We start from the raw sequence: 17,151 nt of genomic DNA, 5'->3' as shown, positions 1-17,151 counted from the left end.
GGCCGTGGCGGAGATAAAATCGCATGAATTCGAGCGCTTCGCCGAAAATCCGGCGGAGCGCTTTCGCGTTTTCGTGCTTTACGGCCCGGACCGCGGCCTCGTGTCGGAACGGGCAAACGTGATCGCCAAAAAGACGGGTATCGACCCCGATGACGCTTTCGCATCGCTGAAGCTGACCGCATCCGATCTGCAGGGCGATCCCGGTCGCCTCCTTGACGAAGTGAATGCCATCGGCCTTTTCGGCGGCGAAAAACTCGTCTGGGTCAAAGGTGCTGCGGCGGAAAAGGCGCTGGTGGATGCGCTCCAGATTCTGGCCGAAACACCACCACAGGCAAGTTTCCTGATCATAGAGGCGGGCGACATCAAAAAGGGTACGGGATTGCGCAAGATAGCGGAACCTGCGCGCTCCATCGCGGCAATTCCCTGTTATGCGGATGATGCGCGCTCCCTGAACGCACTGATCGACCAGGAACTCTCCAACGACAATCTGCGCATTGCCCCTGCCGCGCGGCAAAGGCTCATCGAATCGCTCGGCGGTGACCGCATTGCCTCACGCAACGAAATCCGCAAGTTGGCACTTTATTGCCGTGGCGCGGAGGTGATCGAGGAAGACGACGTGCTGGCCATCATCGGCGATGCCAGCACCGTTTCGGCTGACGATGCCGTTGATGCCATCCTGAAAGGCGACAGGAACGCCTTTTTCCACGCCACCCAGAAGATCATCTCATCGAAGACACCGATCTTCCTTGTGCTTCAGGGATGCCTCAAGCAATTCCAGCTGCTCGACCAGATGCGCGCCGAGATGGACGAGAAAAAGCAGCAGGCCGGTCAGGTCATGCAGACACTCGGACGCCATATCCATTTCCGCAGGAAACCCATCATCGAAAGAGCGCTGCGAACATGGCAGCCAGCGGCGATCGCCCGCGAGATGAACCGTCTGCAGGCCGCGATCCTGCAAAGCCGCCAGCGGCAAAGCCTGGAGGAAAGCGTGGCCCTTCTGACCTTGCTTTCGACCACCCTGCAATCCGGCCGTGGCGGATGAACGGGTAAAGCATACCAAAAAGCCCTCGCGCTGCTGCTGCGAGGGCTTCCCGGATCACACTAAAACGACCTCTTGGATCGTCTGAACTCAGTCGCCCTGGCCGGGCTCCGCGGAGAAATAAAGCTCGAGCTTGCCTGCAACGCCGTCCATTTCCTTGGCTTCCGGCATCGGGTCACGCTTGATGGTGATGTTCGGCCAGATCGCAGCATATTCAGCGTTGAGCTTCAGCCACTTGTCGAGACCCGGCTCCGTATCGGGCTTGATCGCCTCGGCGGGACATTCCGGTTCACACACACCGCAATCGATACATTCGTCAGGATTGATGGCGAGGAAATTTTCACCCTCGTAAAAGCAGTCGACGGGGCAGACCTCAACGCAATCGGTGTATTTGCAGCGGATGCAATTGTCGGTCACGACATATGTCATGATGAACTCCAGAATATGCAGGCCGGGTCTTTGGGCTTCGGAACACAAGCCGTCGCCCGGAATTCAGACAGGGCAATTTCGCAAAGGACGTAATGCCTTTGCCTTCAGATAGCAAGGATAAACAATTCTGAAAAACGGGTGTAACTTGGAGGTTTATTCTAATCTTTGCTTCCGTCACTATCCGACAGAAACCTGTCGAGCGCCCTGCGCTCCTTTTTGGTCGGACGCCCGCTGCCCGGCTCGCGCATGGCCTGTTCGAGAGGGGTCAGCCTGTCGGAAGGCTCCCGTGGCGGCGTGAGATCGTCGTAGAGACGTCTGGCCTCTTCGTAGGGCCCACGGCGCACTCCACCGGACTTGACGACAAGCACCCTGTCCATGCGCTCAAAACCGATATCCAGCCTGTCACCGGCCTTCACCGCATGGCTGGGCTGGCGGATGGTAGCGCCGTTGACCTTGACCTGACCCGACTGAATATAGCTCTGGGCAAGCGAGCGCGACTTGGCCATGCGGGCAAAGAACAGCCACTTGTCCAGACGCTGACGCGTACTCTCCAGTGGCTGTTCGTTGCTCCCCATAGGCTTACTTCTTCAGCTGCTCCTTGAGAGCAGCGAGCTTTGCGAAAGGCGAATCCGGATCGATCGGCTTCTCCTTGCGTGGCGGCTTGGCTTCGAAACGCTGCTGGCCCTGCGGCTTTCCGCCGCGGTCATTGCGTTCCGGCCGGTCCTTGCGCTCGCCGCGATCATGACGGTCGTTGTTGCGGTTGTTGCCCCGATCGGGACGACCACCATCACGCTTGCGTTCACCGTCACCACCGCGATTGGCGGCGTCGCGATTTGCGCCGTCACGACTGTCGCGACGGCCTTCGGCACGACGCTCGCCCTGCTCGCGCGCTCCCTGTTCGCGGCCATGACCACGATTACCGGGACGGCGGTTTTCGCCGCGCTGGTTTTCGTTGCGGCCACCCGGACGCCACAGAAGAACAGGCTTCGGCTCAGCGGCCTCGGCCCCTTCCACGGGGGTGGTTTCGTTTGCGGCAACCGCTTCACCGGCAGCTTCCGTGACCGGTGCTTCAGCAGCTTCGCCTTCCGCAACAGCAACCGTCTCGGACGCCTGTTCTTCGGAAGCCGGCTCGTCCTGCTCGGTCTCGGCGCTTTCTTCTTCCGCTGTCACAGCGTCCGCCGGAGCAGCGGCACCGGCCTGGCTGGCGAGGAAGGCCTGCGCCTCTTCCGCCGTCACCTGATCGGCGCGGTAGCCGAGGCCCTTGAGAATTTCCTCCATGTCGTCGAGCGTCGCACCGAGAATGGAAAGCATGGCGGTCGTCGTCGTAAAGCGACGGCCATCATAAGCACCTTCCGGGCGCGGCTGCTGGCCGGGCTTCCACTGCAGCAGCGGACGGATGAGATCGGCCAGACGCTCGAGAATATCGATGCGCACGGCGCGCTTTCCAAGGAAACGGAAACCGGCAAGCTTGTAGAACATGCGCTCGAAGCTGGCATCCGTCACCACCGAGGTGCGGCCAGCAGCCAGCACCGGAATGAGATCGCCATAGCCCGGCTTGCCGAGGCCGTCATTCTTCAGCGCCCAGAGCAGCGTCACAAGCTCCGCCGGAGCAGGCTTCAGCAGCGCCGGCAGGAAGACGTGATAGGCACCGAAACGAACGCCGTAACGACGCATGGAGGCACGTGCGTCCTGATCCAGCGACTTTACGTCTTCCGTGACATCACGGCGGAACAATACGCCAAGATTTTCCACCAGCTGGAACGCCAGCCCCTTCGCCAGACCCTGAAGGTCCTCAGCGCGTGAAATATCGTCCAGCGGCTTCAGCACGGTCGCAATCTGGTGATTGACGAAACGTTCGACGCGCGCCAGCGCATGATCACGGGCATTGCCGCTCAACTGCTCGTCGGCCAGCAGGATCACCCGCGGCTTCATGATGTTGTCGCCGGCCGAGAGGCGGGCAACCGGCTCGCCCAGCCAGCGAACCATACCATCGGAGCTCAAAGCGAGATCGCCGTTGCCACTGGCATGCAGACGCGCGGCACGCGCCTCGAATTCCAGCGCCAGCGCCTTCTGCGACGCAGCCTGCACGGCCTTCTGATCCGGCCCTTCCATTCCCGACACCGGCGTGAACCGGAATCCGGCCAACTGGCCGACGTGATGGCCTTCTACGAAGACATCACCATTTACACTGATTTCAGCTTCAAGCATCGCATTCTCTCTCAGGCGCCTCATGAGCACAGATGTCCTGCGATCAACAAAGCGTTTCGTCAACCTTTCATGTAGCGCATCGGACAATCGATCCTCGATTTCCCGCGTCTTTTCTTGCCAGTGTGTCGGATCGGCAAGCCATCCTGGGCGGTTCGATACATAAGTCCATGTTCTGATCTGCGCAATCCTCGCAGACAAGGTATCGATCTCTCCATCCGTCCGGTCGGCGCGACGCACCTGTTCGGCCATGAAATCCTCGTTCACCGCACCGCGCTTGACGAGATCGAAATAAAGCGTCGAGATCAGGTCGGCGTGCTGGGCAGGCGCGATGCGTCGATAATCGGGCAGCGCGCAGGCCTCCCAGAGTTTTTCCACCCGCGCCTCCGTCGTCGTCACGTCGATGATCTCGGGATAACGCGACAGATATTCCAGCGCCTGCTGGTCGATGGCCGGCAAGGCCCTCGAGAGCCCCTGGATCGTCGGCGCGGCATCAAGGCTCACGCGCAGATTGGCGATGGAGGAAAAATCGAAGTTTTTCGTCCGCCACTGCAGCACCTTCACCGCATCGAACTGATGGGTTTCGATGCGCTCCACCAGCTCGTCATCGAACGGATCGACGCGCCCCGTGACACCGAATGTGCCATCGCGAAGATGACGGCCGGCACGGCCGGCAATCTGGCCGATTTCACCCGGATTGAGATTGCGGAACTGGTAACCGTCGAACTTGCGGTCCTGCGCGAAGGCGACATGATCGACATCGAGGTTGAGGCCCATGCCGATGGCATCCGTCGCGACAAGATATTCCACGTCGCCCGACTGGTAGAGCCCGACCTGCGCATTGCGCGTACGCGGCGAAAGCGCCCCCAGCACCACGGCCGCACCGCCGCGCTGGCGGCGCACGAGTTCGGCGATGGCATAGACCTCGTCAGCGGAAAAGGCGACGATTGCGGTGCGCTGCGGCAGGCGGGTAATCTTCTTCTGGCCCGCGTAAAAAAGCTGCGACAGGCGCGGCCGCTCCACCACGGTAATTCCCGGCAGCAGCTTTTCGAGGATGGGCCGCATCGTGCCGGCGCCGAGAAGCAACGTTTCCTCCCGCCCGCGCAGATGCAGCACCCGGTCGGTGAAGATATGGCCCCGCTCAAGATCGCCGGCCAGCTGCACCTCGTCGATCGCGACGAAGGCGGCAGCCGTCTCGCGCGGCATGGCTTCCACGGTACAGACGGAATATTTGGCTTTGGGTGGCGCGATTTTCTCTTCGCCCGTGATCAGCGCCACATTCGGCGCCCCCACCTTTTCAACCAGACGGGCATAGACCTCGCGCGCCAGAAGGCGCAGCGGCAGGCCGATAACACCGCTGCCATGCGCAACCATTCGCTCGATCGCGTAATGGGTCTTGCCGGTATTGGTAGGGCCGAGAACGGCCGTGACACCGCGGCCGCTCAGGATCATGGGGCGAAAATTCAACGTACTATCCGCGAATCGACTTCATCTGCTTGCCGTGCCCGCCCACCATCATGAACGCGATCACGCGCACCACACATGGCAACGCCCGCCGACAAAGGCAATAGGCCTCGCCCGTAAAGTGGCGGCGGGTCAATTCGCAGGCGAATTTTCCATTCAGATTCAGCGACTTGATGGCCAAAAAAGAATCCGGCGAAAATGGAATCGATTCGGCTGCGGAACAGTTTGCGAACGAATCGAATACGAATCGCTGACTCGCCCGGATTCAGCTTTTGTTCTCCGCAATATCTGGTTGGAGAATTCACGCCCCATACAAGATTGTGAATCCGGATAAGTCCTTGCCCGGATTCAGCTTTCCATGACCGGCGAAAGACAGAAAACACCGCAACTGCCTGTCAAGCGGCAATTGCAGATGGACCTGCTTGCCCCTCGGCGAATGGTTCAGTTCAAAGCGCCTCGCCAGCCAGCAAGCGCGGCGCATTCGAATCCGTCGTACCGGCGGCCTGACCGATGAAATAGGATTTGAGACCCGGCAAACGATCCACCACGCCCAGACCGAAATCACGCATGATGCGGATGGGGCCGACATCGTTGGAGAAAAGCCGGTTCAGCACATCGGTCGTCACACCCATCCGCAACGTGTCGAAACGCCGCCAGGACTGGTAGCGCTCCAGAACGTTGAGGGAGCCGATATCAAGACCGAGGCGATCGGCCTTGACCACGGTTTCGGCAAGCGCCGCCACGTCCTTGAAGCCGAGATTGAGGCCCTGCCCCGAAATCGGGTGAATACCGTGCGCCGCGTCACCCGCAAGCGCGAACCGCGGCGCGACGAAGGAACGCGCAAGCGTCAGACCCAGCGGAAAGGCACGGCGCGGACCGACGGGACGGATAGAACCGAGTTTGTGGCCGAAGCGGCGTTCGAGTTCCTCCTCGAACACCAGATCGTCGGAAGCCACCAGCCTGTCGGCATCGGCCTTGCGTTCCGTCCACACGAGCGACGACCGGTTCCCCTTCAGCGGCAGGATGGCAAAAGGTCCTGACGGCAGGAAATGCTCCTCCGCACAGCCTTCATGCGGCCGCTCATGTTCGACAGTGGTGACGATGCCGGACTGGTCGTAATCCCAGCGCACGGTCTTGATGCCGGCCATATCTCTCAGCGCCGAGCGAACCCCGTCGCAGGCGACGAGCAATCGGGCTTCAAGCGACGAGCCGTCGGAAAGGCTGATGGCCGTCGATTGCGCACCGGCGGTAAAGCCGGAAACACTGAGGCCGTGGCGGATTTCGATGCCGAGGCGGTCACACAGGCCTCTCAGCGCCCCGACCATCGCGACATTCGGGACCATATGGGCAAATGGCCTCCCCTCCTCCACCGCGCCATCGAAGGTCAGAAACACCGGTCGAACCGGATCGGCGGTTTTCGAATCGGTAACAATCATCCTGTGGATCGGCTGCGCTTCCGGCTCGATCTCGTTCCATATGCCGAAAACATCAAGCATGCGCGTGGCAGCCGCGATGATGGCCGAAGCGCGGACATCCTTCTTCCAGACATCCTCAGTGGCGGCCTCGATCACCTGCACATTGAGGTGCCTAGCCGCCTGCTTAATTGCGACAGCAACGGAAAGACCGACATATCCGCCGCCTGCCACCACCACGTCCAGCATCGCGCTTCTCCTCAAATCTTGTGCACGCATCATCGGCGCACTATAGACCATGTGACGTCTTCCTACAGCCGGAGCAGGCCGAAAAAATGTCGCATCCCTCGCAAACGTCAGACCCGATGGTCAATCTCATCGCCACGCTCGATCTCGAGAAGCTGGAAGAGAACCTGTTTCGCGGCGAAAGCCCGCAAATCGGCTGGCAGCGGGTTTTCGGCGGCCAGGTCATCGCGCAGGCCCTGATTGCGGCGCAAAGAACGGTGGATGACAATCGCCTCGTGCATTCGCTGCATTCCTATTTCATGCGCCCCGGCGATCCGCTGGTGCCCATCGTCTACCAGGTGGAGCGTATCCGCGACGGCGCAAGCTTCTGTACCCGCCGCGTGGTCGCCATCCAGCACGGCAAGGCGATTTTTTCCATGTCGGCGTCGTTTCAGATCTTCGAAGACGGGTTTGACCATCAGATAAAGATGCCCGACGTGACGCCACCGGAAAAACTGATGAGCGAGGAACAGATGCAGGCGGCCTTTCTCGCCAAGGCACCCGCCTCGATCCGGAACTACTGGAGCAACAAACGTCCGATCGAAATCAGGCCGGTTTCGCTGACCCACTATATCTCGAAGGAAAAGCTGGAACCGCAACAGGACATCTGGGTCCGCGCCGTCGGCGACGTGCCTGACAATCCGCGCCTGCAATCGGCCATTCTCGCCTATCTCTCGGATATGACCCTGCTCGACACCTCGCTTTATGCTCACGGCACGACGATCTTCGATCCGTCCATTCAGGTGGCGAGCCTCGATCATGCCATGTGGTTCCACCGGCCCTGCCGGCTGGACGACTGGCTGCTCTACACGCAGGACAGCCCCAGCGCCTCGGGTGCCCGCGGTTTGACCCGTGGCAATATTTTCACCAGGCAGGGTGAATTGGTCGCCTCCGTGGCACAGGAAGGTTTGATCCGCAAAAGGGCAAATGATTAAATAATGCGCTTTTTTGAAAAATCGCACATTTAATAGACGAAAATTACGCGCATCCGTGCCCGTTTTTCAGACGCTCGTCATATAAATTTTATATTTCAATACGTTAGAAGAACCATCCAAAACTGGCACGCCCTTTGAATGTATGTCCGCAGTCGCTGTTACTGATCTGCCAGCGGCAAGGAGAGTCGGCTCCGTGCCGAGGACAAACAAAGGATGGGAAACCAGATGAAAATTGTGATGGCCATTATCAAGCCGTTCAAGCTGGATGAGGTGCGCGAAGCGCTCACCGGCGTCGGCATCCAGGGCCTGACCGTAACCGAAGTGAAGGGTTACGGACGCCAGAAGGGGCATACCGAGATTTATCGCGGCACGGAATATGCGGTGAGCTTCCTTCCCAAACTGAAGATCGAGATCGCGGTCGCATCCGATGTCGTCGACAAGGCTGTCGAGGCGATCGCGTCTGCGGCAAAGACCGGGCAGATCGGTGACGGCAAGATCTTCGTCTACTCTATCGAACAGGCCGTGCGCATCCGTACCGGCGAAACCAACACAGAAGCGCTTTGAAGCACGGCTGACAGGGGAGTTTTCTCGCTATGCAATTCAACAAGTTTTCAACACTCGGCAAGCTGGGCGCCGGTATGGCAGCCCTGATGGCCCCGGCCATCGCCTTTGCCCAGGATGCCGCGCCGGCAGCAGCAGCGGCACCCGTTCCGGAAAAGGCCGACACAGCCTTCATGTATGTCGCGACGATCCTCGTGCTGTTCATGATCATTCCCGGTCTGGCGCTGTTTTACGGCGGCCTTGTCCGCACCAAGAACATGCTCTCCGTCCTCATGCAGTGCACGGTCGTTGCCGCGGTCATGATGCTCGTCTGGGTGATCTACGGTTACTCCTTCGCCTTCGGCGGTAGCACCGGTCCCTATTTCGGCGGCTTCGGCAAGCTGTTCCTGTCGGGCGTTTCGCTTGACAGCACCTCCGCCACCTTCTCGGAAGGCGTGGTGATCTACGAATACACCTTCATCGCCTTCCAGATGACCTTTGCGGCCATCACACCGGCGCTGATCGTTGGTGCGTTTGCGGAACGCGTCAAGTTCTCCGCCGTCATCCTCTTCACCATTCTCTGGGCCACCTTCGTTTATTTCCCGGTCGCACACATGGTCTGGGACGCAAACGGCCTGATCTTCGGCATGGGCGCTCTCGACTTCGCCGGCGGCACGGTCGTTCACATCAATGCCGGTATCGCAGGCCTGATCGGCGCGATCATGGTCGGCAAGCGCACCGGCTTCGGCAAGGACATGATGGCTCCCCACTCCATGACGCTGACGCTGGTCGGCGCGGCCATGCTGTGGTTCGGCTGGTTCGGCTTCAACGCCGGCTCCAACCTCGAAGCATCTGGTGGTGCGGTTCTCGCAACCATGAACACCTTCCTCGCAACCGCGGCCGCCATCGTTTCCTGGTCGCTGGTTGAAAGCTTCACCCGCGGCAAGGCCTCCATGCTGGGTGCAGCTTCGGGCATGATCGCCGGCCTCGTCGCCGTCACGCCCGCCGCCGGCTCCGTCGGCCCGATGGGCGCGATCGTTCTCGGCCTCATCGTTTCGCCGATCTGCTACTTCTTCGTCTCCGTGGTGAAGAACAAGTTCGGTTATGACGACACGGCCGACGTCTTCGGCGTCCACGGCATTGGCGGCATCATCGGCGCTCTCGGCACCGGCATCTTCACCTCTCCGCTGCTCGGCGGCACCGGCAAGGAAGACTTCTCCATCGCCTCGCAGGTCTGGACGCAGTTCGTCGCCGTCGCCATCACCATCGTCTGGTGCGCCATCGTCTCGGCAATCCTCTACAAGATCGTCGACGTGATCGTTGGTCTCCGGGTACCGGTCGAAGCCGAACGCGAAGGTCTCGACCTCGCAACCCACGGCGAAGCCGCCTACCACTCCTGATACCAGGGAAAAGGGGTTCTCCATCCCCTCTCCCAAAAGAAGGCCCGCTTCGGCGGGCCTTTTCTTTGCCGCAAATTCGCGGATGGCGTCAAAAACCCGCATGGTTAACACGACATTAACCAGCCAGCGGTTAGTTTTCCCTGTCAATCCGGGATCAGATCACCTGCCGGATCTTGCCGAAACCAAAAAACGATGGGTTCAGGGACATGGGCAGAATGCACTCTCCGACATTCGATGGTCGTCACACGCGCTTTGTGTTGACGGCGTTTTTCGTACGTCAGATCATGGCTCTGGCCGGTTTCGCTCTGCTTGCCACGATCGCGCTGGGAATTGCCGCGCTCGCCACATGGAACGTGGCGGATCCAAGCCTGTCCTATGCAACGGGAAACCAGCCCACCAATCTTCTGGGTTACAGCGGCGCGATCTTCGCCGATATCGTGATGCAGTTCCTCGGGCTTTCCGCCATCATCGCGCTTTTGCCCGTCATCGCATGGGCCATTGCCCTGATTGCCGGCCGCAAGTTCCACAGGATACCGGCCCGTCTCGTCGCCTGGGTCGCGGGCGCCATTGTCTGCGCCGCATCGCTCGGCTGTTTTCCGGCGCCCGTCACATGGCCGCTGCCAAACGGCATCGGCGGTGTCATCGGTGACATGATCCTGCGCTTCCCCGCCCTTTTCATCGGCGCTTACCCCACTGGCACCATTGCCACCGTGCTCGGCGTCATATTCGCGGCGCCCGCCGCCTGGCTGATGCTGTTTGCCGCCGGCATTATCGGCGGCCTCGACGATCTTGAACAGGAAGAAGCTCTGCCGGTTGCCAGCAAGGCCCGCACCACCCGTGAGGCCGAAGAGGATGACGAGGACGACGGTGAAGGGTTCTTTGCCAACATTCTCGCCTTCGGCGCACTGGCGCATTACTGGTACATCACCCAGGCGCGCCTGCGCCGCCTGTTCGGCCTGAAGTCGAAATCCCTGCACGAAGAATTCGAGCATCCTTACGACTTCAACGAATATGAATTCGGCACGCTGAACGAGCCGTCGCGCCTGAAGACCGCGATCAACCGCCTCGACCAGCGCTCGGAACCGTCTTTCGAAGAACGCGCCGCATCACGCCGGCAGATGTCGCCGCCCTCCATCGCGCTCGATCATGACGACGACATGGATGACGAACAGCCCTTCGACGCGGATGGACGCCGTCTGCCGAGCGGCATTCTTTCCGACGAAGAATCCGACCAGAAATTCACCGCAAGACAGGCTCCGGGGCGCGGGCAGACCAGAATAACCGCCCCTTCCGCACGCCCCAAGCCCAGCGAGCGCGTGGCAAGGGAGGCGCAGTCCTCCTTCATCGCTGCCGACGGTTTCCAGCTGCCTACCGTCCATCTGCTGGCCGAGCCGAAGAATGTGGTTCGCGACAATATGCTGAGCGAGGAAGTGCTGGAGCAGAACGCACGCCTTCTGGAAGGAGTTCTTGAGGATTTCGGCGTCAAGGGCGAGATCATTCACGTTCGCCCCGGCCCGGTCGTGACACTTTACGAACTGGAACCGGCGCCCGGCATCAAATCCTCACGCGTCATCGGCCTTGCGGATGACATCGCCCGCTCCATGAGCGCGATCGCCGCCCGTGTCGCCGTCGTCCCCGGCCGCAACGCGATCGGCATCGAACTGCCGAACCAGACGCGCGAAACCGTGTTCCTGCGTGAACTCATCGGCAGCCGCGATTTCGAAAACAGCAAGGCCAAGCTCGCCATGGCGCTCGGCAAGACCATCGGCGGCGAACCCGTCATCGCCGATCTCGCCAAGATGCCGCATCTTCTCGTCGCCGGCACCACCGGCTCGGGCAAGTCGGTTGCCATCAACACCATGATCCTGTCGCTGCTCTACCGCATGTCGCCGGAACAGTGCCGCCTGATCATGATCGACCCGAAAATGCTCGAACTGTCGATCTATGACGGCATTCCGCATCTGCTTTCCCCTGTCGTCACCGATCCGAAAAAGGCCGTCGTGGCCCTGAAATGGACGGTGCGCGAGATGGAAGAGCGCTACAAGAAGATGTCGAAGATCGGCGTGCGCAACATTGACGGCTTCAACAGCCGCGTGCAGCAGGCGCTCGACAAGGGTGAAATCCTCACCCGCACCGTGCAGACCGGCTTCGACCGCCAGACCGGCGAGGCAATCTACGAAACCGAAGAATTCGATCTGAAGCCCCTGCCCTATATCGTCGTCATCATCGACGAAATGGCCGACCTGATGATGGTCGCCGGCAAGGACATCGAAGGCGCGGTCCAGCGTCTTGCGCAGATGGCGCGCGCCGCAGGCATCCACGTCATCATGGCCACCCAGCGCCCCTCCGTCGACGTCATCACCGGTACGATCAAGGCAAACTTCCCGACCCGCATCTCCTTCCAGGTGACATCGAAGATCGACAGCCGCACCATTCTCGGGGAGCAGGGTGCAGAACAGCTGCTCGGTATGGGCGACATGCTCTACATGGCGGGCGGCGGGCGCATCCAGCGCGTGCACGGTCCCTTCGTCTCCGACAACGAAGTCGAAGAGATCGTCGCCTATCTGAAGACACAAGGGTCGCCGGAATATCTTGAAGCGATCACCGAGGAAGACGACGAGGAAGGTGCTGGCGGCAGCCCGGCCGGCGGCGGCAACTTCTCCGATTCCGAAGACCCCTACGATCAGGCCGTCGCCGTCGTGCTTCGTGATGGCAAAGCCTCCACCTCCTACGTGCAACGGCGTCTCGGCATCGGCTACAACCGCGCCGCCTCGCTGATCGAACGCATGGAGCAGGAGGGCATCATCGGCCCCGCCAATCATGCCGGAAAACGCGAAATCCTCGTGCCAACGGAAGCAGACATCATCGAGCGGTAATACATGTCTCCCGAAAATGTGTAGAGGTTTCGGGATAACGACATGCGCAAAGCAAAGGCCCGATGCGCCGGGCAACCAAGCGGGGCCGGGAAGCGTTATTACACGCTTTCAACGTCATGAAGCCGCCGCCTTTTATGCGGACAATCGCTGCGATGAAGGAGAACAGAATGAACGACCTCACCACCGGCGAAACGGCCATCGCAAACGCACCGCAGGACGGCGTGACGCGACGGGGCGTGCTGACGGCATTTTCCATGGCTGCAGTCATGGCAGGCCTGTCACCGCTTGACGCATTTGCCCAGGCAGCCGGCAATAGCGGTGCAACCGCGCAGAAGATCGCCAACCACTTCTCGTCGGTCAAAACCATGATGGGCGAATTCGTCCAGTTCGGCCCGCGCGGCGAACAGACCGGCGGCAAATTCTACATCGAACGTCCCGGCAAGCTTCGTTTCAACTATGAAGATCCCTCACCCATGCGGGTCATCGCCGACGGCAAGAACGTCGTCATCGGCAACATGAAGCTGAAGACGTGGGATCTCTATCCGCTGTCCAAAACCCCGCTCAGCCTGCTTCTGTCCGACAAGATCGACCTCGGCAACCAGAAGGTCCGGGACGTGAAGGAAGAATCGGACCTGACCACCATCGTGCTCGGCGACAAGAGCGTCTTCGGCGATTCCACCATCACACTGATGTTCGACCCGAAAACCTTCGACCTGCGGCAGTGGACGACGACCGACGCGCAGAACAAGGACACGACCGTGATGATCTTCAACGTCCAGACCGGCGTGAACTTCGACGAACGCGTCTTCAACATCAATTATGAGGAAGTGCGCAAGCGCGGCTGAGCCTCTTCGCCCAAAAGAACTCTTCGAAAGGCGACCCTCAGGTCGCCTTTTTCATTTTGCCGCTAAAATACATTCCCGTTTTCATCGCGATGTTATAAGCCTTCGCCCCGGAAACACGTCTCGAAACATTGTGCTTCGAGGCAAAGGAGCATTTCCAGGAAAAGTGGCCATCGGCTTTCCGTCCGGAAATGCGGCAAAATACTCTAGAAGCGGAGCGCATGCATGTCGTTTTCGATAACCACCTGGAACATCAACTCGGTCAGGCTCAGAATGCCGATCGTTGAGCAGTTTCTGGTGCGTTACAAGCCCGACATTCTCTGCCTGCAGGAAACGAAATGCCCGAATGGCGAGTTTCCGATGAAACCGCTGAAGGCGCTCGGTTACGAGCATGTCATCATCCATGGCCAGAAAGGCTATCATGGTGTGGCCATCGCTTCGAAAATTCCGCTGACAGAAGATCACCGCCAGGACTATTGCGGCATCGGCGATGCGCGACATATCTCCGCGATTTTTCAGGTCGGATCGCGCCGGGTGAGGCTGCATAATTTCTACGTGCCGGCCGGCGGCGACGAGCCGGATCGGTCGATCAATCCAAAATTCGGCCATAAGCTCGATTTCATCGAGGAAATGAAGGCACTTCGTGCCGATGGCGTGCCGGGCACCTCGTCCATTCTCGTCGGCGATCTCAATATCGCGCCGCTTGAGAACGACGTCTGGTCGCACAAGCAGCTTCTGAAGATCGTCAGCCACACGCCTGTCGAGACCGAGGGCATGCTCGATATCATGAAGCAGGGCAACTGGCTCGACCTGATGCGCCTGAACGTACCGGAGACGGAAAAAATCTACACCTGGTGGAGCTACCGCGCCAAGGATTGGGAAGCCGCAGACCGCGGCCGCCGCCTCGACCATATCTGGTCTTCGCAGGATCTTGGATCCTCGCTCGAAAAAATCGACATATTGCGTGAAGCGCGCGGCTGGAACCGGCCATCGGACCACGTTCCGGTCACGGCTCATTTCCGGTTCTGAACCGGGCTTTCAGGCGAAGCCGGTTCGGCGCGGAGGTCAGATGAAGCGGTTCTGCAAACGGGCCGCACCCGCCGCCAGCGACGCTATATTGTCACGAATGCGTGCCGAGACGATATCGGCAACCTCCGGAAACTCCTCCACCAGCCGGTGAAACAGGATACGTGTTATCCGGATGACTTCGGAATCCTCCGCGGCGACCGCGGTGAATTTCCTTTCGCAGAGGGTAAAGAGCGCGAGTTCCGAAAGCAGGGCTCCCTTGCCCGGCGTCGCCTGCAGCTCGGGCTTGCCATCCCGCCCGGCCGCGAAGAGCTCGAAATGACCCGCTGTCACCGCAAAGGCGCATTCGGCCGGCGAATGTTCACGAAACAAGGTCTGCCCGGCCGATACACGGCGGCGTTCCGCGCCGAAGGCGATGAGCCGCAACTGATCGTCGCTGAACCCCGCGAATAACGGCACTTGCCCCAGCAGAATGATATCGTCCGTCAAGGCCATGTTGATTGTTACTCCGGAAAACCACCTGCATCACTATAGCGGTTTTCCAATATCAGCCCTCAAAATACAAGATGTTAGAACGCCGCGCACTTTCTTGGACACGCGGCGTGAAGTTTCAAGCCTGACATGATGACGGGCGCGGAGAGGCCTCTGCTCAGGGAACGATCTTGTAGCCGCCGTTCTCGGTCACCAGAATTTCGGCATTGGAGGGGTCGCGCTCGATCTTCTGGCGCAGGCGATAGACATGCGTTTCCAGCGTATGCGTGGTCACGCCGGAATTGTAACCCCAGACCTCCTCCAGCAGGACGTCGCGGGTCACAACGGTGCTGCCGGCGCGATAGAGATAACGGATGATCGCCGCTTCCTTTTCCGTCAGCCGGATTTTCTTGCCGTCTTCGGTCGTCAGCAGCTTCTGGCTGGGCTTGAACTGATAGGGTCCGACGGTGAAAACCGCATCCTCGCTCTGCTCATACTGACGCAGCTGCGCCCGGATGCGCGCCAGAAGCACGGCGAAACGAAACGGCTTCGTCACATAATCATTGGCGCCCGCCTCAAGCCCGAGGATCGTATCGGAATCGGTGTCGTGTCCGGTGAGCATGATGATCGGCGCCTTGAAGCCGCCCTTGCGCAACAGCTTCACCGCTTCGCGGCCGTCCATGTCCGGCAGGCCGACATCCATGATCAGAAGATCGACCTGGGCGGTCTTGGCCGTCTGCATCGCCTGCGCGGCGTTTGCACCGCTCAAGAGCGAGAATTCCTCATAGGGAGACAATTGCTCGGTCAGCGTCTCCCGAAGATCGTCGTCATCGTCCACCAGAAGGATAGTGCGAGCCGTCATTCGGATTCTCAGCCTTTCTTACTTTAATCGTCAGCCAATTCAGCGGTTTGCCGGTAAAAGGTCAACCCATTGCCATCACATGATGAAATGCTATGACTTCACGTTAAATAACCTGCAAAGCAAAATCTCGTGAAAAACATGAGCAAACGCCCCGTAGAACAACGTAAACGCGCATCGACGCTCATGGTTCGGCCGGCTCCCTTGAAAATCAGCCGGGCCATCGTTCAACTCGGGCATCTCACCTTTCCCGCCGCGATCGGGCGGAATGGCCGCACCATGCTGAAACGCGAGGGAGACGGGAAATCCCCGATTTCCGTTACCCGCCTGCTGCACGGATTTTATCGCGGCGACCGCATTTCCGCCACCACGACGGCATTGCCGATGCAACGGACACAAAACTCCATGCTGTGGTGCGACGAGCCTCGAAATCCCAATTACAACAGGCTGGTCAAGGCACCCTTCGCTCCAAGCCACGAGGAAATGATGCGCAAGGACGGCCTCTATGATGTCTGTCTGGTGCTGGACTGGAACATAACCTCAAGAAGCCGTAACCGCGGCTCGGCAATCTTCATGCATCTCATCCGACCGGGATACGAGCCGACCGCCGGCTGCATCGCCCTCCACCCTCGAGACATGCGACGCGTTCTGCCCCATATGCGCAAGGGCACGAAAATCCGTATCCTGTGATGTGCATCATCTATCGATGAGGCAACAAAAAACCCGCCATCAAGGCGGGTTTTTTTAGAAGGAAAAAGCCTGGTATTAAGCGGCTTCGTCCTGAGAATCGTCCTCTTCAACGGTCTTGCCGCGCTTGGGACCCTTGGCAAGGTTGACTTCCACCAGGCGGACAGCCTCGGTTTCGGACATCTTGTTGACGGCGGCGATTTCGCGCGCCATGCGGTCGAGAGCGGCTTCGTAAAGCTGACGCTCGGAATAGGACTGCTCCGGCTGGTTTTCCGCACGGTAGAGATCGCGCACAACTTCAGCAATCGCAATGAGATCGCCGGAATTGATCTTCGCATCATATTCCTGCGCGCGGCGCGACCACATGGTACGCTTCACACGCGCCTTGCCCTGCACCACTTTCAGCGCCCGCTCGACAAAATCGCCTTCGGAAAGCTTGCGCATGCCGATGCTCACGGCTTTGGCGACGGGAACTTTAAGACGCATCTTGTCTTTTTCGAAATCGATGACAAAAAGCTCAAGCTTCATGCCGGCGACTTCTTGTTCCTCGATGGCAGAAATGGTACCGACACCATGAGCGGGATACACAATCGCTTCACCGGTCTTGAAACCGTGATGTGCTGGAGATTTCTTCTGCTGGGTCGTCATTCGTTCTAAAAACTCCCTGTTACATACCCGGGG

At 59.6% G+C, this 17,151-nt stretch carries 16 protein-coding genes; 8 read left to right on the top strand and 8 right to left on the bottom strand.

All coding sequences use genetic code 11. The annotated features are described in order from the left end of the window. Nucleotides 1–4: 4 nt before the first annotated feature. Nucleotides 5–1,042 carry a DNA polymerase III subunit delta gene (holA, locus tag N434_RS05890; RefSeq protein WP_110756632.1) on the top strand — a complete coding sequence of 346 codons (1,038 nt, stop codon included), beginning with the start codon at nucleotides 5–7 and terminating at the stop codon, nucleotides 1,040–1,042. Nucleotides 1,043–1,129: 87 nt separating this feature from the next. Here the strand turns inward: holA and fdxA are convergent, their stop codons facing one another. The 5 genes from fdxA to N434_RS05865 form a co-directional block, all read right to left on the bottom strand. Next, on the bottom strand, nucleotides 1,130–1,468 hold the full coding sequence (gene fdxA, locus N434_RS05885) for a ferredoxin FdxA (protein WP_046799760.1): 339 nt from the start codon (nucleotides 1,466–1,468) through the stop codon (nucleotides 1,130–1,132). 158 nt (nucleotides 1,469–1,626) lie between these two features. Continuing rightward, complete coding sequence (locus N434_RS05880; RefSeq protein ID WP_110756630.1) at nucleotides 1,627–2,043, bottom strand: RNA-binding S4 domain-containing protein; 417 nt, start codon at nucleotides 2,041–2,043, stop codon at nucleotides 1,627–1,629. Nucleotides 2,044–2,047: 4 nt separating this feature from the next. Next, nucleotides 2,048–5,125 (bottom strand): helicase-related protein, encoded by a 3,078-nt coding sequence (locus N434_RS05875; RefSeq protein WP_110756628.1) that lies wholly within the window; start codon nucleotides 5,123–5,125, stop codon nucleotides 2,048–2,050. Nucleotides 5,126–5,144: 19 nt separating this feature from the next. Next, the gene (locus tag N434_RS25715) at nucleotides 5,145–5,318 is read right to left on the bottom strand and encodes a hypothetical protein (RefSeq protein WP_181423890.1); all 174 of its coding nucleotides are present in this window, start codon (nucleotides 5,316–5,318) and stop codon (nucleotides 5,145–5,147) included. 265 nt (nucleotides 5,319–5,583) lie between these two features. After that, nucleotides 5,584–6,909: a ubiquinone biosynthesis hydroxylase gene (locus tag N434_RS05865; RefSeq protein WP_502695772.1), complete on the bottom strand. Its 1,326-nt coding sequence runs from the start codon at nucleotides 6,907–6,909 to the stop codon at nucleotides 5,584–5,586. On the opposite strand from N434_RS05865, the gene tesB reads away from it, so the two are divergent. The 6 genes from tesB (at nucleotide 6,885) to N434_RS05835 (ending at nucleotide 14,456) form a co-directional block, all read left to right on the top strand. Further along, the gene (tesB, locus tag N434_RS05860) at nucleotides 6,885–7,769 is read left to right on the top strand and encodes an acyl-CoA thioesterase II (protein ID WP_065114367.1); all 885 of its coding nucleotides are present in this window, start codon (nucleotides 6,885–6,887) and stop codon (nucleotides 7,767–7,769) included. The two genes, N434_RS05865 and tesB, sit on opposite strands and share 25 nt — an antisense overlap. Before the next feature lie 213 nt (nucleotides 7,770–7,982). Beyond that, nucleotides 7,983–8,333: a P-II family nitrogen regulator gene (locus N434_RS05855; RefSeq protein ID WP_019565993.1), complete on the top strand. Its 351-nt coding sequence runs from the start codon at nucleotides 7,983–7,985 to the stop codon at nucleotides 8,331–8,333. A 29-nt stretch (nucleotides 8,334–8,362) separates the two neighbouring features. Beyond that, nucleotides 8,363–9,709: an ammonium transporter gene (locus N434_RS05850; RefSeq protein ID WP_110756624.1), complete on the top strand. Its 1,347-nt coding sequence runs from the start codon at nucleotides 8,363–8,365 to the stop codon at nucleotides 9,707–9,709. 215 nt (nucleotides 9,710–9,924) lie between these two features. Further along, nucleotides 9,925–12,585 carry a DNA translocase FtsK gene (locus tag N434_RS05845; protein ID WP_181423889.1) on the top strand — a complete coding sequence of 887 codons (2,661 nt, stop codon included), beginning with the start codon at nucleotides 9,925–9,927 and terminating at the stop codon, nucleotides 12,583–12,585. A 116-nt stretch (nucleotides 12,586–12,701) separates the two neighbouring features. Continuing rightward, nucleotides 12,702–13,430 carry an outer membrane lipoprotein carrier protein LolA gene (locus N434_RS05840; protein WP_161991780.1) on the top strand — a complete coding sequence of 243 codons (729 nt, stop codon included), beginning with the start codon at nucleotides 12,702–12,704 and terminating at the stop codon, nucleotides 13,428–13,430. A 222-nt stretch (nucleotides 13,431–13,652) separates the two neighbouring features. After that, nucleotides 13,653–14,456 (top strand): exodeoxyribonuclease III, encoded by an 804-nt coding sequence (locus N434_RS05835; protein ID WP_110756620.1) that lies wholly within the window; start codon nucleotides 13,653–13,655, stop codon nucleotides 14,454–14,456. Nucleotides 14,457–14,492: 36 nt separating this feature from the next. On the opposite strand, the gene N434_RS05830 is transcribed toward N434_RS05835, so the two are convergent. After that, nucleotides 14,493–14,948 (bottom strand): cyclic nucleotide-binding domain-containing protein, encoded by a 456-nt coding sequence (locus tag N434_RS05830; protein ID WP_065114372.1) that lies wholly within the window; start codon nucleotides 14,946–14,948, stop codon nucleotides 14,493–14,495. Nucleotides 14,949–15,102: 154 nt separating this feature from the next. Then, nucleotides 15,103–15,786 carry a response regulator transcription factor gene (locus N434_RS05825; RefSeq protein ID WP_003505216.1) on the bottom strand — a complete coding sequence of 228 codons (684 nt, stop codon included), beginning with the start codon at nucleotides 15,784–15,786 and terminating at the stop codon, nucleotides 15,103–15,105. A 183-nt stretch (nucleotides 15,787–15,969) separates the two neighbouring features. Here N434_RS05825 and N434_RS05820 point away from each other — a divergent pair, with 183 nt between their 5' ends. Beyond that, nucleotides 15,970–16,473: a L,D-transpeptidase family protein gene (locus N434_RS05820; protein ID WP_110756618.1), complete on the top strand. Its 504-nt coding sequence runs from the start codon at nucleotides 15,970–15,972 to the stop codon at nucleotides 16,471–16,473. A gap of 75 nt (nucleotides 16,474–16,548) precedes the next feature. Here the strand turns inward: N434_RS05820 and N434_RS05815 are convergent, their stop codons facing one another. Beyond that, nucleotides 16,549–17,118: a CarD family transcriptional regulator gene (locus tag N434_RS05815; protein ID WP_003505223.1), complete on the bottom strand. Its 570-nt coding sequence runs from the start codon at nucleotides 17,116–17,118 to the stop codon at nucleotides 16,549–16,551. Nucleotides 17,119–17,151: the final 33 nt, after the last annotated feature.

The sequence above is a fragment of the Rhizobium sp. UGM030330-04 genome, from assembly GCF_003208455.1.
Classification (GTDB): domain Bacteria; phylum Pseudomonadota; class Alphaproteobacteria; order Rhizobiales; family Rhizobiaceae; genus Agrobacterium; species Agrobacterium rhizogenes_A.
The sequence above is the reverse complement of the archived record's forward strand: the minus strand, read 5'-3'. Positions and strand labels throughout refer to the sequence as shown.

Excerpts from the sequence above, each read along its gene's own strand:
- N434_RS05855 (WP_019565993.1), top strand. The coding sequence starts at position 7,983 with ATGGGAAACCAGATGAAAATTGTGATGGCCATTATCAAGCCGTTCAAG.
- N434_RS05815 (WP_003505223.1), bottom strand. The coding sequence starts at position 17,118 with ATGACGACCCAGCAGAAGAAATCTCCAGCACATCACGGTTTCAAGACC.
- N434_RS05825 (WP_003505216.1), bottom strand. The coding sequence starts at position 15,786 with ATGACGGCTCGCACTATCCTTCTGGTGGACGATGACGACGATCTTCGG.
- fdxA (WP_046799760.1), bottom strand. The coding sequence starts at position 1,468 with ATGACATATGTCGTGACCGACAATTGCATCCGCTGCAAATACACCGAT.
- N434_RS05850 (WP_110756624.1), top strand. The coding sequence starts at position 8,363 with ATGCAATTCAACAAGTTTTCAACACTCGGCAAGCTGGGCGCCGGTATG.
- N434_RS05845 (WP_181423889.1), top strand. The coding sequence starts at position 9,925 with ATGCACTCTCCGACATTCGATGGTCGTCACACGCGCTTTGTGTTGACG.
- N434_RS05840 (WP_161991780.1), top strand. The coding sequence starts at position 12,702 with ATGAAGCCGCCGCCTTTTATGCGGACAATCGCTGCGATGAAGGAGAAC.
- N434_RS05880 (WP_110756630.1), bottom strand. The coding sequence starts at position 2,043 with ATGGGGAGCAACGAACAGCCACTGGAGAGTACGCGTCAGCGTCTGGAC.
- tesB (WP_065114367.1), top strand. The coding sequence starts at position 6,885 with ATGTCGCATCCCTCGCAAACGTCAGACCCGATGGTCAATCTCATCGCC.
- N434_RS05830 (WP_065114372.1), bottom strand. The coding sequence starts at position 14,948 with ATGGCCTTGACGGACGATATCATTCTGCTGGGGCAAGTGCCGTTATTC.
- N434_RS05875 (WP_110756628.1), bottom strand. The coding sequence starts at position 5,125 with ATGATCCTGAGCGGCCGCGGTGTCACGGCCGTTCTCGGCCCTACCAAT.
- N434_RS05820 (WP_110756618.1), top strand. The coding sequence starts at position 15,970 with ATGGTTCGGCCGGCTCCCTTGAAAATCAGCCGGGCCATCGTTCAACTC.
- N434_RS05835 (WP_110756620.1), top strand. The coding sequence starts at position 13,653 with ATGTCGTTTTCGATAACCACCTGGAACATCAACTCGGTCAGGCTCAGA.